At 66.0% G+C, this 14,321-nt stretch carries 12 protein-coding genes and 3 pseudogenes; 10 read left to right on the top strand and 5 right to left on the bottom strand.

Going from position 1 to position 14,321, the window contains the following annotated elements:
* Positions 1–47 precede the first annotated feature (47 nt).
* A complete protein-coding gene (locus VJT49_RS18345) occupies positions 48–704 on the bottom strand; it encodes a hypothetical protein (RefSeq protein WP_414636017.1) in 657 nt (218 codons plus the stop codon).
* Positions 705–1,207: 503 nt separating this feature from the next.
* Here VJT49_RS18345 and VJT49_RS18350 point away from each other — a divergent pair.
* Positions 1,208–1,891: a tyrosine-type recombinase/integrase gene (locus VJT49_RS18350; protein WP_324166063.1), complete on the top strand. Its 684-nt coding sequence runs from the start codon at positions 1,208–1,210 to the stop codon at positions 1,889–1,891.
* Positions 1,892–1,921: 30 nt separating this feature from the next.
* Here the strand turns inward: VJT49_RS18350 and VJT49_RS18355 are convergent, their stop codons facing one another.
* Positions 1,922–2,689, bottom strand: coding sequence for a hypothetical protein (locus VJT49_RS18355; RefSeq protein ID WP_324166064.1), 768 nt, complete (start codon positions 2,687–2,689; stop codon positions 1,922–1,924).
* 395 nt (positions 2,690–3,084) lie between these two features.
* Between VJT49_RS18355 and VJT49_RS18360 the strand changes: the two are divergent.
* The 4 genes and pseudogenes from VJT49_RS18360 to VJT49_RS18375 all read left to right on the top strand — a co-directional run.
* Positions 3,085–3,213, top strand: a pseudogene (locus VJT49_RS18360) (IS5/IS1182 family transposase); the annotation flags it as partial.
* A 193-nt stretch (positions 3,214–3,406) separates the two neighbouring features.
* On the top strand, positions 3,407–3,598 hold the full coding sequence (locus tag VJT49_RS18365; protein ID WP_324166065.1) for a hypothetical protein: 192 nt from the start codon (positions 3,407–3,409) through the stop codon (positions 3,596–3,598).
* Between the two features lie 698 nt (positions 3,599–4,296).
* Positions 4,297–7,719: a type 2 lanthipeptide synthetase LanM family protein gene (locus VJT49_RS18370; protein ID WP_324166066.1), complete on the top strand. Its 3,423-nt coding sequence runs from the start codon at positions 4,297–4,299 to the stop codon at positions 7,717–7,719.
* 50 nt (positions 7,720–7,769) lie between these two features.
* Positions 7,770–7,931, top strand: a complete 162-nt coding sequence (locus VJT49_RS18375) for a hypothetical protein (protein WP_324166067.1) — start codon at positions 7,770–7,772, stop codon at positions 7,929–7,931.
* A gap of 53 nt (positions 7,932–7,984) precedes the next feature.
* Here VJT49_RS18375 and VJT49_RS18380 read toward each other — a convergent pair whose 3' ends face one another.
* Entirely contained in the window at positions 7,985–8,419 is a 435-nt protein-coding gene (locus VJT49_RS18380; protein ID WP_324166068.1) for a hypothetical protein, read from the bottom strand.
* Between the two features lie 672 nt (positions 8,420–9,091).
* Here VJT49_RS18380 and VJT49_RS18385 point away from each other — a divergent pair.
* The 3 genes and pseudogenes from VJT49_RS18385 to VJT49_RS18395 form a co-directional block, all read left to right on the top strand.
* Positions 9,092–9,373 carry a helix-turn-helix domain-containing protein gene (locus tag VJT49_RS18385; protein ID WP_324166069.1) on the top strand — a complete coding sequence of 94 codons (282 nt, stop codon included), beginning with the start codon at positions 9,092–9,094 and terminating at the stop codon, positions 9,371–9,373.
* Between the two features lie 623 nt (positions 9,374–9,996).
* Complete coding sequence (gene rph, locus VJT49_RS18390) at positions 9,997–12,597, top strand: rifamycin-inactivating phosphotransferase (RefSeq protein WP_324166070.1); 2,601 nt, start codon at positions 9,997–9,999, stop codon at positions 12,595–12,597.
* A 70-nt stretch (positions 12,598–12,667) separates the two neighbouring features.
* Positions 12,668–12,823: pseudogene (locus VJT49_RS18395) on the top strand (VOC family protein); the annotation flags it as partial.
* 205 nt (positions 12,824–13,028) lie between these two features.
* Here VJT49_RS18395 and VJT49_RS35305 read toward each other — a convergent pair.
* Positions 13,029–13,133: pseudogene (locus VJT49_RS35305) on the bottom strand (tetratricopeptide repeat protein); the annotation flags it as partial.
* A gap of 74 nt (positions 13,134–13,207) precedes the next feature.
* On the opposite strand from VJT49_RS35305, the gene VJT49_RS18400 reads away from it, so the two are divergent.
* Complete coding sequence (locus VJT49_RS18400) at positions 13,208–13,375, top strand: hypothetical protein (RefSeq protein WP_324166071.1); 168 nt, start codon at positions 13,208–13,210, stop codon at positions 13,373–13,375.
* A 37-nt stretch (positions 13,376–13,412) separates the two neighbouring features.
* On the opposite strand, the gene VJT49_RS18405 is transcribed toward VJT49_RS18400, so the two are convergent.
* Positions 13,413–13,805, bottom strand: a complete 393-nt coding sequence (locus VJT49_RS18405) for an Lsr2 family protein (protein ID WP_324166072.1) — start codon at positions 13,803–13,805, stop codon at positions 13,413–13,415.
* Positions 13,806–14,077: 272 nt separating this feature from the next.
* Here VJT49_RS18405 and VJT49_RS18410 point away from each other — a divergent pair, with 272 nt between their 5' ends.
* Positions 14,078–14,257 carry a hypothetical protein gene (locus VJT49_RS18410; protein ID WP_324166073.1) on the top strand — a complete coding sequence of 60 codons (180 nt, stop codon included), beginning with the start codon at positions 14,078–14,080 and terminating at the stop codon, positions 14,255–14,257.
* Positions 14,258–14,321 lie beyond the last annotated feature (64 nt).

A 14,321-nucleotide genomic window follows, 5' to 3' on the forward strand; every position in this document is an offset into this window, starting at 1 on the left:
ATCCTGGCGATCCCCTATCACGGCCGTGGCTGGGCGTGACCCCGTTGTCAGGCCGGTTTGTCGAAGCCGTCCTGGAGTTCAGATCGGCAGGGTTCGGCTTCCGGTTGTTGCTCGGACCGGATGAGCGCGACGAGCGCTCGCGAGCGGGCGGCACTGACGTGAAGACGCTTGCGCAAAGTCTCCGCGGAAATCGGCCGACAGCACGTCGCCCAGTGTCGGGCATCCTCGATGCGAGCCCGGGCAAGCAACTCGTGCTCGGCTGGTTTCTCCGACCCCGGCGCCCGGTCACCCCGCACTTGTCCAGCGGCCTTGGCAGTGGCGAGGCGCGGTGAATGTCCGGCAGATGCGTCCAGTTCGCCCCGTCGATCTGTCGCAGCGTTGATTGCCTGTAGCAGGCCGGGGCCGACCTCTGCCCACCCGATCAGCCGCAGCGGCCCGACCGCGTCGAACAGTGCCCGACCGATATTCCCGGCGATCAGTGGCTCGGCCACGTTCAACGCCAGGGTCACCGCGCTGGCACACAGCAACAGCCGCCGCGCAGGCTTCAACTGCTCCGGTGCCACGCCGGTCAGTGCGAGATGCCTGGTTGCCAGCAACAGGCCCAGCACCGTCAAGTCCAATGCGGGAGCCACCAGTGGCGCGATCCACACGGGAACCCCGAGCCGCAGGGCAAGATCGAGCACGTTATTGGGTTTTCGTTGGATTCCCGGGCGGCTTGCCCAGGCGGCATCGGGGTGTTTGAGCTGGTGGGGGGCTCATCCGGGTCGTTCACTCATTGGTGTCAAGTTCTGCGTGTTACTCGTAGAATCTGCCAGTGATCGTCGTAATGTGCCGATCCGTGGCAGAATCTCGTGCCCGTCGGCTTGCACTGGTGTCGAACGACGTGTCGGCGGGCAGCAGACCGGCAGCGGCGCAGTCGATGGCTGGGGTGTCCACTGTGGTCACTTCGGAGAGTTAGGGTGCGGCCGCGGTGGTCGACGCCGGCGACGAAACGGACTTGTTTCAGGACACGCTGGCCGAGTACGGGTGGGCTCGAGACGTGGCGGGGCTGGCAGCCTCGACCTTGCAGCAGGTGATCTCCCCGGTCGTCGAGTTGTGCACGCACTACGAGTGCGCACCGTGGCGGCTGACTCCCCGGCATCTCGATCGGTATTTCGCCGGTCCGGGCAAGCGGGCACATTCGACGGTGCGGGCCAAGTTGGTGCATGTGGACGGTTACTTCGCGTTCCTGGAACAGCGCGATGCCGGGGAGATCGTGCGCCGTTTCGGGATCGCGGTCGAGTCGCCGGTGGATCGGTTCAACCAGCCCCGGCATCGTGGCGACTTCGGCGTGCGCATTCCCCCGTCCCGCCGCGCGATGCGCGAGTTCTTCACCTCCTGGCGCGACGATCTCGACAATGCACGCAAGTACCCGATCGCCGTTCAGGACCACGTGATGGCCAAGATTGCCTACCTGTTCGCCGAAGGACGCGAACTGTTGTGGTGGTATATCGAGGAAATCAGGGCAGAGTTCACCGACGACCCCGATGATCCGCAGGCTCCGCTATGGCCCTCGGAGCGACTACCGTCGGCGGTGGCCGCGTTGAACATCGCGCCGGTGGCCTGCCCGGTCGGGCCGGACACCTTCCGCCGAGCGCTCGCGGCAGCAGCGACCCAGCATTTGAGCGGCCCGGTGCACCGCCTGCATCCACATCTTCTCCGGCACGCCTGCGCCACGCACAACTACGAATCCGGGATGCCGTTGTGGGATGTACAGCAACTGTTGGGGGCACGGCTGGGCGTCCACCACGGTCGGGTATCTCTCGACCGCCCGCGGCGATCCCGAGCGGCACAGTCTCGAATTGTCCGCCCGCGCTGTCCGCCGATTGACCACCGAAGGATAAGACCGTGAAATGGAATGGGTGTGGCTCCTCTGGAGTGATCATGCGGCTTGCGGGATGATGTTGTTGTGGTAGCGGGTTTGGTGGACGCGTTGTTGTTTTTGGGTGAGGTGGTAGGTCCAGTATTCGGTGAGGTCGCCGTTGCTGCGCAGGGCGCGGAGTTTGAGGATGGTTTCTGCGCCGGGTAGTGCCCAGCGTGCGCCGGTGATGTCCATGCGGTCTGTGATGAGGTGGCGGCAGGCGCCTTCGATGACGCCGGTGGCGATGGGCCAGCCGTTGTGTAGGGCGGTGGGGTAGTCGAGGTAGCGGGCTTTGTTGGTCAGGTAGGTGGCGCAGGTGTCAGCGCCGGTGCGCTGGGTTGGGGTCAGGCGTTGGCGGGTCGCGGCGCGGCGGATTCCGGCGGCGACTGGGGTGGCTTTGCCCTGGAGGACGGCGATTGCTTTGTCGTGGACCCATGCTTCGGCGGCGGGGTCGCCCTCGTCGTGGAAGGACCAGGCCGCTTTCCACAGGTATTCCAGGACGTGGATGAGATCGCAGGGGATGGTCACGTCGACACCGCGGCGGGTGGCTTCGGTGTGGATGCGGTCGATCTGGTGATTGTTGCCGTCGAGGAGCGCGACCCAGGTCCGCGCGTGGGCGGGGTCGCGGCGCTCGGCTTCGTCGAAGACCTGACCGACCACGGTGGCGGCGTCGCCGGTGACGCTGGCGGTCAGCCACTTGTTGGCCGTGACCGGTGCCTCGGCCGGGCCGGCGTCATCGGCGTCGGTGCCGGTGGTGCGGGCGAGGATATCGGCGGGGGTGCGTGTCACGGGCGCGGCGTCCTAGACTGCACCGACCTCGGCCATGCGTATACGGTTGCGTTTCTCCCCTCTGGACAGTCGCGGGCGATCGGGATGTCGAACCGCTCGTAGTTCTCCCCGCGGCCACGCTGGTCCAGTTCCATCCGACCGGACTCGACGTCGTAGAAGTACGCGACGACGACCCAGGAGTCGGGCATGGCGGTCTTACAGTTACCGACTTGGCGCAGGATCGACTGGCGCGGGTCTTGCTGGTCCTCGGTGGAGGTCCGCCCGAGCACGGGGACCCGGACGTCGTCGCGCATCAGCGCCGCGGTGGAGGAGCCCAGCGGCGACGCGCAAGCCCCAACGGCGCCGGCGCACCGGCGACCCGCACGGCCGGAGAACACCGCGCTCGGCGCCGGGCTGGAGGACACGGCGAACGCGCCAACGCCCAACTCAAGCACTGGCGCAAGCTCCGCTGCTGCTCCCGCCGCGCCGGACAACTCGCCGAAGCCATCCACGTCCTAGAAAACTACGAAGCCACCACCGGATGAAAAAGGTTCACTGGTCGAGGGCGGTGATCGATGGCTCGCACCTGCGAGCGATGACAGGCGGCCCAAAAACGGGACCAAGCCCGGTCGAGGAGCGCCCGACCCCGCTCGAAACACCATCTGATCACCGAAGGGCACGGCACCCCGCCACAGACGTCGCTCACCGACGGCAACCGCAGGCGACGTCACCCAACTCATGCCCCTGATCCAGGCCATCCCGCCGGCGCATGGCCGCCAGGGTCGTCCGCACCAACGGCCGGACACCGTGTTCGCCGACCGTGCCTACGACCACGACAACCACCGCAAGCAAGTCCAAGCGGTCGGCATCACACCGGTCAGCGCCCGTCGCGACACCGCCCACGACTCCGAACTGGGCAAGTACCCCTGAGCCGTCGAGCAGACCTCGCCCTGTTGCACTGGTTCCGACGACCACGCATCCGCGGGAAGACCCGCGACGACCTCCACGAGGCATTCCTACGCCCCGCATGCGCCACCATCTGCTTCACCGACTGACCAACCTCCAGCTATATTCGAAGTTCTTAACCTGGTCACCTCGCTGATGAAGCTGATGAAGCAGCTTGGCGTGACCCCTCCTCGCCAGCAGCCGCCCCGCGGTGCCTACTCGGATATCGAGCTACGGTCACCGAAAAGACCGTGGAGACTTACCTGACCCGGCTGTTCGCGAAGACCGGATGCCGATCGCGGCTCGATCTCGCGACGGCCAGCCTGGCCGCCGGCTGACCGTGCCCGGAGCGTGCTGATCGAGTCAGCGCCAGTGAACAACGTTCCCTGAGCGCCCGCCCCGTGATCAGCGCAACGGGCGAGCGGTCCGTGCCGGTTTATCCCGGCACTTTCACGAGGTCCGCAACGGCAGGCGAGCAGTCGGGGTGCGCGGGTGACACGCGGGTGTCCTCCCGTACACCGGCCGCATTACCATCCGGGACCAGATATGTCCAGAAGTTTTGGAATACTGCGGAACGATTCCTCAAAATACGAATTTCGGCATTTATCCTTGCCCTTTCTTGTCGACACCTAAATCAGTTTGTTAAGCTTCGAGCGGTCTCTTCGCCAGACATGGGAGGCAGGGTGACTGATTCGTGGTTCGCGGCCGATTCGGCTGTGGCTGCGGAAGCGTACTACCTCCCGTGGGAGCTCGCCGCTTCCGTCGCGGACCGATCCGGTCAGGTTCCCCCGGCCGGGACCGACCGTGAACGGGGGGCGGAGCGATTCGATCTCTGGACGAGGATGGTGCCTTTCCGCGGGACACAACCCGAGGTCGAGTCGGCGCTTTCGCCGTTCGGGGTGGATGCGACCGAACTGACCACGTTGCTCGGTGAGTCCCAGAGGTCGCTACGGGCTCGGCTGGAAGACGAGCCAACTTGGTCGCGGACCTTCGTGGCTGCGTGGCGCACGTATCACACGGGGAACGGTACGCCCGCCGCGGACCGACGGGGGCAGGACGATGACCTGCCGGATGATCTGGCCTTTCTCGAAATAAGTAGGCCGTTGCTGGCATACGCCCGTGCCGGCCTGGTGGCTGAACTCGCCGGATTGGCCGGGCCGATCGCGGCGATCCCGGAACTCACTGCGTTGCCGGAGATCCTGGCGAGTTCGCTGCCGTTGGCGCCCCTCGCCGTCAGCGTGCGGCGAATGTGCGTTCTCGAGATCAACGTAGCCAGGGTGAAGGGCCGGCTGGCTGGGGACAGCCCACAGGAACGCTTCCACGACTTCCAGCGGTTGCTGCGTGACCCTGACTATGTGCTGGCGCTGTGGCGGGCCTACCCGGTACTGGCTCGGTACCAGATTGAGGTTTTGGACGCCTGGCGGAAAGCCCGAGTGGAGTTCGCCAGGCACTTGCTGGCCGATTTTTCCTCGTTGGTGGACACGGTTTGGGACAGCCGCAGCCCAGGTGCGCTCGTGGCGGTCGACTTCGGCGCCGGGGACACGCATCGGGGCGGCCGTTCGGTGGCGGTGGTGCGGTTCACCGAAAACCGCGTTGTGTACAAGCCGAGGGTCCTGATCGGCGACCTGGCGTTCAACCGGTACCTGGAATGGTTCAACGGGCATCGTCCGCCTCATCGAATGCGGGTACCGCAGGTACTCGTCGAATCCGACCACGGGTGGGTCGAGTTCGTCGAGCACCAAGCATGTGACGATGCCGGCGATATCTCCGCGTTCTATTGGCGTACCGGCGCGCTGCTGGCCTTGGTGCACAGCCTCAACGGTGCGGACTTCCACCTGGAAAACGTGATCGCCGCGGGGGGCTGTCCGGTCGCCGTGGACCTGGAAGCACTGTTTCACACGCGGCTGGAGAAGACCGGCGGCCAGACGCGCCTGGCGGATCCGGCGGCCGAGACGCTGGACTCGTCGGTCCTCCGCGTGGGTCTGCTACCGAGGCCTTGGATGGTGCGCGACGAGGACACGAATCAGTTCCGCCGGGTGGACATCAGCGGTATCGGGGCGGCCGAATCCGTATCCAGTCTGGCCCCGGTCCCCGTTGTCGATGGCGAGAACACGGACGAGATGCGGATCGTGCGCAAGCACCTCAGCGGTGCGGGCGCCGCCAATCGTCCTCGGCTGGCCGATGGCACGGCGACAGATCCGCTGGCCCACGGCGACCAGGTATTGGATGGGTTCACCTTCGCCTACGAACGGATTCGCCAGGACCGCGCGGAGTTACTGAGGCCGGGCGGACTGATCGACGGCTTCGGCCGAGCGCCCATCCGGATCATTCTGCGGCCGACCCAGACCTACGCACGGCTGTTGGAGGAAAGCACCCACCCCGACTTTCTCCAGGACGCGCTCGACCGGGATCGTTCCCTTGCCAGGTTGTGTCAGGGGCTCGACGACGGCCCGACCCGCTACCCATTGATGGCCGCGGAGATCCGGGCGTTGCGGGTCGGTGATATTCCGATCTTCGCGGCCCGGCCCGATTCGCGGGATATTCGGTTGGACAACGGGGACCGCGTTGCCCGCGTACTGCCCACAACGCCGATCGAGGTGGTCCGCGGCCGTCTCCAGCGGATGGGCCGTGCGGACCTGGCCTTTCAGCAGCGCATTATCCGGGCCAGCTACACCATCGCCCGAGCGTCGCGACGGCCCAGGACAGCCTGGGCGACCGTTCGGCCGATTCCGCGGCACGACGTGCCGAGCGAGGAACTCGTCGAGCGTGCCGAGGAGATCGGCCTGCGGTTGGTCGAGCTTGCTGTGCGGGACCGCGAGCGGATCGGCTGGCTGGGCCTGTCGTGGGTCGACCAGTGCCACTGGCAGATGGAACCGGCCGGCCGCGGCCTGTACCAGGGACTACCCGGAATCGGCATGCTGCTGACCTACCTGGCCGCCGAGACCGATCGTCCGCTCTGGGCGGATCAGGCAGGGCTGGTAGCGCGCACGGTGGCCGCGCAGCTGAAGAACTTCATCGACAACGGTGAGGTTTCCGGTACCAGGACGCACCCCGGCGACCAAACGGGTTTTTTCGGGGAGGCCGTCGGAGCGGTCAACCTTCTCCTGCACGCCGGGCATGTGCTCGGCGACGGCGAACTGTTCACCTGTGTCGCGCAGGCACTGCCAGCGCTGGAGCACCTCCTTGATCACGACCGAGCTTACGACGTGGTGGCGGGCAATGCGGGTCTGCTACTGAGCATGCTGGCGGTGCATGAAGTACTGCCGGATGTCGGGGCGCTTGGGATCGCGCAGTCCTGTGCGGAGCACCTGATCGCTCATCGCGTGCAGACCGAGGAAGGCCACAACTGGCTCAGCCCCGCCCAGTTCGCGACGGCGCCGCTGGCCGGAATGGCGCATGGGGCGGCCGGGATCGCGCTCGCGCTGGCGCGGATACACCGGATCGACGGTGATCAGCGGTGGGTGGAGGGGATCGAGTCCGCACTGCGCTACGAGAACACGCTCTACGATGCCGATTCCGGGAACTGGCGTGATTTGCGCACCCTGACGAACGACACGGACGCCACATCGATGTACGCGTGGTGTCACGGCGCCCCAGGGATCGGGTTGGCCCGTCATGAGATGCTGTCCTGCGGTCTGCCCGAACACGTGTACTCCACGCTGGAAGCGGATCTGATCGCCGCGTTGCGCGCGACTTGGCGCATCATGGTCAGCTCGGCTGGCTACCTCGGCGTTGGCAACCATGGCATCTGTCATGGCGATCTGGGCAATGTCGAGTTACTTGCGGCCGTGCCCCGATCATGGCGCCCTCGACACGCCGCGTCACATGCCCACGGCCGCCTGCCCGTTCATCCGCCGGTCGGCCCCGGGCGGGTGATCGCTGCCGTCCTGGCCGACGCCAGGAAACGCGGCTGGCAGTGCGGCTTGCCCTCCAACTGCGAGGCAGTCGGGCTGATGCCCGGCATCGCCGGGATCGGCTACCAGTTGCTGCACCTGGCCCGGCCCAGCAGGGTGCCGTCGATCCTGCGCATGCAGCCACCGGTGATGGCCAGGAATTCCCGTGGCACGGACAGCTCTACCGACAGTTTTCTCGCGGATAAAACGTGAGCCCCTTGGGCTGACGAAGGGTAATAATCACACAATGGAAAGGTGGCAAGATGAACGAAATTTACGCCGGGAAAGAATCCGGAAGTCGGTTCGTGTTCAGCGGTGCCGACAACCCCGCGGGTAGCATCTCCCTCGACGACGACACCTTGGAGACCCACCAGGGCGCAGCGGATATCACCGACTTCCCCACGTGCCACCCCATCTGCGGGTGACGCGGAGTCCCTTGTGCGCAGCGCCGTCCGAGACCGGGCGGCCCTGCGCCGCATCATGTGGTGAGGCAGGACGAACATGAGGCGGCTGCGGCCGCCATGGTGGAGGCTGAGCGAGCGAGGTCGAATCTGGCCGTCACAGGGGCGGTTGGGGTTTTGTTTTGTCTGGGCGGAACCGTTCGAGCTCCGTCGTCGTGATGTGGTCCAGGGCGACATGCGCGTCCACCCACTGCGCTCGAGCCGTAGCGGTCATCACCGGTTCGGTTGTAGTGCAGCACATGCGCCCGCCCCGAGACCAGATCCTTGATCTGCGCCAAACGAGCCGGGGTGCCGCCGTAGATGTTCTGCAACGCGGCCGGTTTGCGCGAGTACACCGCGGAGGCCTGGGTATCCAGCTTGCCATCCAGGAGTACGCCGCTGTCCGGGTCTACCAGGTCGATGTGACCGTCGATGCCGTGGTCAACCCGCCGGGGGTGGAACAGGTAGCCCATCTCGAGGCACCGGGTGCCGATCAGGGAGATGCCCTTCGATCGTTTGGGAAGTGACCGTCTTGCGCTGGGCCACTGGACCTCCCTTGCTGTGAGCGATCCGTCGAGGTTACGTGCGACCTCCGACAATCTCGGCTGACCAGCGCTTCTGGTGATCCGCCTCCTGGCGTCAGATCGCCAGGCCTCGATGGTGGCCGCTGCGGCAGTTCGGTGGTTGAAACCATGCCCCAGGCGAATGCCCTGGCCTGGACTGAGGTTCCCCGTGTGTCCTGAACGTGAAGGAGGGCTCGTGATGTAGGTGGAGCGCCTCGGATCCGTGCTGCACGGATGATGAAGGTTTGGCCCTTCGGAGTCGCCCTGCGAAGGGAGGCTTCAAACCGCCTCATGCTGCGTTGGTTGATGACCGTCGTGGTGTTGTGAACATTGCCAGGTGTCCTGAAGTACGGCGACACCGTCCTTTTTGGTCGGACCTCCGCGGGCGATTTCGACTAGGCGGGCGTTGTACTTGCGGGTCAGGGAAGAATGTAGTGCTGGACAAGCCTTCCGGCGATGCTCCACTTGTCTCTTCTGTAGCCAGTCGTGTGTTGTTGTTGGTCCGTGTTGCTGATCGGCAGGGTTGGAGTGAATCAAACTCTCCGGCAGGGGGTTGAGTTGAGGGTCGGGAAGGATGGCTGGGTGAGCGGACAGCTGAGGCCGTCACGGCAGGTGTCGGTGGACGAGCGGATCCAGGTCGTGTTGGCCGTGTTGAAGGGCGAGTTGTCGCTGGCCGAGGCAGCACGTCGGCGTGGGGTGTCCTCGGCGACGGTGGGCAACTGGCGAGACCGGTTCGTCGACGCGGGCAGGGCCGGGATGGACCGTTCGCTGCCCGGCCCCGATGGTGGGCAGTCGCAGACCGAGCAGCGGCTGCGCCGCGAGTGCGAGCAGCTGAAGTTCGCTCTCGCGGAGGCGACGGTGTAGCTGCGCTGGCAGAAAGGGTCGGAGTTCGTCAACGCTGTCCCTTCACCGACATCGAGGCCCTGAGAGCGGCACATGGCGTGGCGGTCTCGAGGTTCGCAGCACTCGCTGGGATCCCCGAACGAACCTACGGGCGCCGACTAGCCCGCCACCGCGTCGGCGACCCGCCGAAGGGGCCATGGCCTGCGTCGAGAGTGGACGCGATCGAGGCAGCTGCCGCGAAGTACGCAGCGTCGCCTGGGCGCACCGCAAGATCGCCGCGATGGTGCGTGTCGACGGCCACCAGGTGTCCACCTCCACCGTTCAGCGGACCCTCCGCCGGCGACGATGATGGCGTTGAACGGCGCCTGTGTGGCTCGCGGATAAGGGAGTGGAGGAATACGGACGACAAAAGGCAAAGGCAAGGAGGTCACCCGCTCCTTGCCACTTTCAGCATGTAGCACACTGGGGGCCTTGCGGCAAGACCCGGGTCGTGCCGCAGAATCTCCAGCCGAAGCCAGAACCTGCGGAAATGAGTACGCGACAAGAACGCTGTCACCACAGGCAAACGAGTCCAGGCCCAAGGGTCAGCGGGTTCGAACGAGGAGCGAGAGAGGCCCGACGGGGCGGACGGGGAAGATGAACGGATGGGCAGCTATGTGCTCGGTCTCCAGGAGATCGACCAGACGCAGGTCGCAGTCGTTGGCGGCAAGGGCGCGCACCTGGGAGAACTTTCGCGGATCGAAGGCATCCGCGTGCCGGCTGGCTTTTGCGTGACGACGGACGCCTTCCGGCGAATCATGGAGGACGCGCCGTCGATTGGCGATCGGCTGGATCGGCTGTCGCGCCTGAACCCGGACGACCGGGAGGCGATTCGCACGCGCAGTGCGGAGATCCGACTGACCCTCGAAGGGATCGTCATCCCTGACGATCTGGCGGCGGCGATCACCGGCGCACTCGCCGGGCTCGGCGAGCGAGCCGCCTACGCCGTCCGATCGAGCGCGACCGCGGAGGACTTGCCCGCGGCCTCCTTCGCAGGCCAGCAGGACACGTACCTGAACGTCGTAGGGCCAGCGGCGATCCTCCAGCACGTCAGCCGGTGCTGGGCCTCGCTGTTCACCGAGCGGGCCGTGACCTACCGCCTGCGGAACGGCTTCGACCACCGGAAGGTCCACATGGCCGTGGTCGTGCAGCAGATGGTCTTCCCACAGGCGGCCGGCGTCCTGTTCACGGCCGACCCCGTCACGTCCAACCGGAAGGTCGCCTCCGTGGAGGCCAGCTTCGGCCTCGGCGAGGCCCTGGTCTCCGGCCTGGTGAACGCGGACGCCTACCAGGTGCGAGACGGCGAGGTCGTCGCCAAGGCGGTCGCCACCAAGGAGCTTGCCATTTACGCCCTGCCGGCTGGCGGGACGCAGGAACAGGCGATCGAGCCTGCGCGGCAGGAGCAGCCAGCGCTGACGGACGCGCAGGTCGTGCGGCTCGTGCGGCTCGGCCGACGGATCGAAGCGCACTTCGGCCACCCCCAGGACATCGAATGGTGCCTGGCCGATGGCGGCTTCCAGGTCGTCCAGAGCCGGCCGATCACCACGCTGTTCCCCATCCCGGAGACCGGCGACCGAGCCAACCACGTCTACGTCTCCGTCGGTCATCAGCAGATGATGACCGACCCCATGAAGCCCCTGGGGCTCTCCCTGTGGCAGCTGACGACCCCCCGGCCCATGGCCGAGGCCGGCGGGCGTCTGTTCGTCGACGTCACCCAGGTCCTGGCCTCGCCCGCGAACCGCGCCGGCCTCCTGGAGGTCGCGGGGAAGTCCGATCCGCTGATCGGGGACGCGTTGCGCACCATCCTCGAACGTGACGGCTTCATCCCGTCGCTCGAAGGCGAGGGTCCCGGCGAGCCGGTCCCTGGCGTCGCGCCAGCCACGATCGGGACCGATCCGGTCCTCGTCACCGAGCTGATCGGGCGCGGCGAGGCTTCCATCGCCGCGGTGAAACGCGACATCCGGACGAAGTCCGGAAGCGCGTTGCTCGACTTCATCCTGGCGGACATCCAGGAGCTGCGACGGATCCTGTTCGATCCGCAAAGCCATCAGGTGATCATGGCGGCGATGCAGACGACGTGGTGGCTCAACGAGCAACTGCAGGAGTGGCTGGGCGAGAAGAACGCGGCCGACACGCTCACCCAGTCCGTCCCCCACAACGTCACGTCGGAGATGGGGCTGGCGCTCCTCGACGTCGCGGACGTGATCCGCCCGCATCCAGAAGTCGTCGCCTTTCTGCACGATGTCGGGGACGAGGGCTTCCTGGACGAGCTGGCCAAGCTTGCGGGCGGGCAGGAAGCACGAGACGCCATCCGAGCCTACCTCGACAGGTACGGCATGCGCTGCGTCGGCGAGATCGATATCACGAGGCCGCGTTGGAGCGAACGGCCTACCACGCTCCTGCCCATGCTCCTCTCCAACATCAAGAACTTCGAGCCGGGCGCCGGTGAGCGCCGCTTCGAGCAAGGGCGGCAGGAGGCGTGGAAGAAGGAACAGGAACTGCTGGAACGCTTGCGGGCCCTGCCGGACGGGGAGCGGAAGGCCGAAGAAACCAAACGGATGATCGATCGCGTCCGGACGTTCATCGGGTACCGGGAGTACCCGAAGTACGGCATGGTCAGTCGCTACTTCGTGTACAAGCAGGCCTTGCTGGACGAGGCCGAGCGCCTGGTGCGGGCCGAGGTGCTTGGTGAGAAGGAAGACATCTTCTTCCTGAGGTTGCAGGAACTTCACGACGTCGTGCGTACGAACCAGGTTGATGACGAACTCATCCGTCGGCGCAAGGAGGCGTTCAGGTCATATCAAACGCTCACGCCACCCCGGGTGCTCACGTCGGATGGCGAGGCCGTCGCCGGAGCGTACCGACGCGACGACCTGCCAACCGGTGCGCTGGTCGGCCTGCCGGTTTCTGCCGGGACCATCGAAGGGCGAGCCCGAGTCATCCTGGACATGGCAGAGGCCGATCTCGAACCAGGCGACATCCTGGTCACGGCTCACACGGACCCCAGCTGGTCGCCCCTGTTCGTCGCGATCACGGGCCTGGTGACGGAGGTCGGGGGCCTGATGACCCATGGCGCAGTGATCGCACGGGAATACGGCCTGCCGGCCGTCGTCGGGGTAGAACACGCCACGCGCTTGATCCAGGATGGGCAGCGGATCCGTGTGAACGGAACCGACGGGTACATCGAGATCCTCCCCGCGACGTGACGAACTGAGCCTCGTCGCGCACCGGGCGATGCGATACCCGTCGTCGCCGAACTGAGATCGGCCCTGGAACTTCACGCACGTGCCCGAGGGCAAGACCGTCAAGAACAGGCTCCACCTCGACGTCAACGCAACCGACAGGGAACAAGACGAAGAGGTCCGTCGCCTGCTCGACCTAGGTGCTCGACACGCCGACGTCGGCCGGGCCTGTCTAGCCGACCCAGAGGGGATTGTGGATGTGCGTGGTGGTTCGCTGGCACCGACCCTTGATCGGGTGTCAAGCCGTCCGTGCCCGGTGCCCGTAAGCCGCCAATCCCCCGGACGTCGGACGACCCGTTCGTCGGGATGGTCCACCAACCGGCGGTGACGTTATACAGGTCCCCATCAACCCAGCCAGCGTCCGCGGTGCGCAATGTCCGGAAGTCGTCGTTGCCGAGCACGCGGCGACGCCGGGAAAGGGTGTCCTCGGCCAGCTTTCGCGCGGCTTCGTGATCACCGAAATCGTTCAGAGTGGATACCAGATTGTGAGCGGTGATCAGTGTGTCCGGATGGTCCGCTCCGAACCACCCCGTTGATCACCAAACGGTGATCAACCCATCGGCCACCTCGCCGGGTGCCGATCAAGCAGCAACGGCGCCAGCAACTTCCACTCGGCATTCAGATCATGACGATTCAGCACGCTCCGACCACCGCGACCACCAAGATCCATCAGACACGCCCTAACCACGTGGGCATCCTCGACAGGTCGATGCCGGATCGAGTCGCGATTCCGAACTCGTGAGCGGGCCTGGGTTCAACCTCGAGTTTTGGCGTGGGACTTACTTGGCAATCTTCCGGCGAGGTGCTCGTTTCCGGGATGCCTTGGCCGGCTCGGCTGGCTGAGTCTGCGCCTTGTCATACGTCGCCGCGATTTCGGCCGAGATCCGGCCGCGACTCGATACCTCGTAGCCGTTCTCCTGTGCCCACGCCCGGATTTCCTTGGACCGGCTGCTCCGCTCTACTGCCGGCTGACCAGTTGCCGGCCGAATCCTGCGGCCTCCCGTCCGTCGGGCCGCGGCGATATAGGTGGCCAGTTCGGTCCGGAGGCTGCCGGCGTTGTCATCCGACAAGTCAATCTCGTAGGAGATCCCGTCCAAGCTAAACGGCACCGTCTCCGCGGCCTCGCTACCGTCGAGGTCGTCGACCATTTGAACAAGAACCTGTTGTGCCATCGCGCGCTGCTCTCCTCCGTCGTCGTGAAGGCAGACCCGGCTGCATCTGATACGGCCACGCAGTAACACCGCTCAAACGCTCGTCCGCCATTGGCAGCCTACACTCCAGGGGGCGTGGTCCACGCTTCACCTTCCGTCCATCCTGGACGGTGGCTCTTGAGCGACGCTCGGGTCGGCAGAGGCCGGCCCACCCCCTCTGTGTCAAGATCAAGTGAGGAAAGATCTGATCTTGGAACATTGGCCTGAGGGCGAGCGAGGAGTCCGGCCCCGACGTGAGTTCGGCCAACGGGCAGGCGCCTGATCCGGAGATTCCGGCGAAGGCGCGAACGCGGAAGTACTCGGCGTCCTACAAGGCCAGGATTGTGGCCGAGTACGAGGAGCTGGACAAGTCCGGTAAGGGTGCCCTGTTGCCGGGGGGCCCTGTATCCGTCGCTGGTCTCGGCGTGGCGTGAGCAGCGGGATCGGGCCGAACTCACTCCGCTGGTCGGTGTCCGCAAGGCCTGCGCGGCGACGGGG

The organism is Amycolatopsis sp., from assembly GCF_035276945.1.
Lineage (GTDB): Bacteria > Actinomycetota > Actinomycetes > Mycobacteriales > Pseudonocardiaceae > Amycolatopsis_E.

Bases quoted from the DNA above. Each gene is read 5' to 3' on its own strand.
- VJT49_RS18365 (WP_324166065.1), top strand. From the start codon at position 3,407: ATGCCCCTGATCCAGGCCATCCCGCCGGCGCATGGCCGCCAGGGTCGT.
- VJT49_RS18375 (WP_324166067.1), top strand. From the start codon at position 7,770: ATGAACGAAATTTACGCCGGGAAAGAATCCGGAAGTCGGTTCGTGTTC.
- VJT49_RS18380 (WP_324166068.1), bottom strand. From the start codon at position 8,419: ATGGGCTACCTGTTCCACCCCCGGCGGGTTGACCACGGCATCGACGGT.
- rph (WP_324166070.1), top strand. From the start codon at position 9,997: ATGGGCAGCTATGTGCTCGGTCTCCAGGAGATCGACCAGACGCAGGTC.
- VJT49_RS18405 (WP_324166072.1), bottom strand. From the start codon at position 13,805: ATGGCACAACAGGTTCTTGTTCAAATGGTCGACGACCTCGACGGTAGC.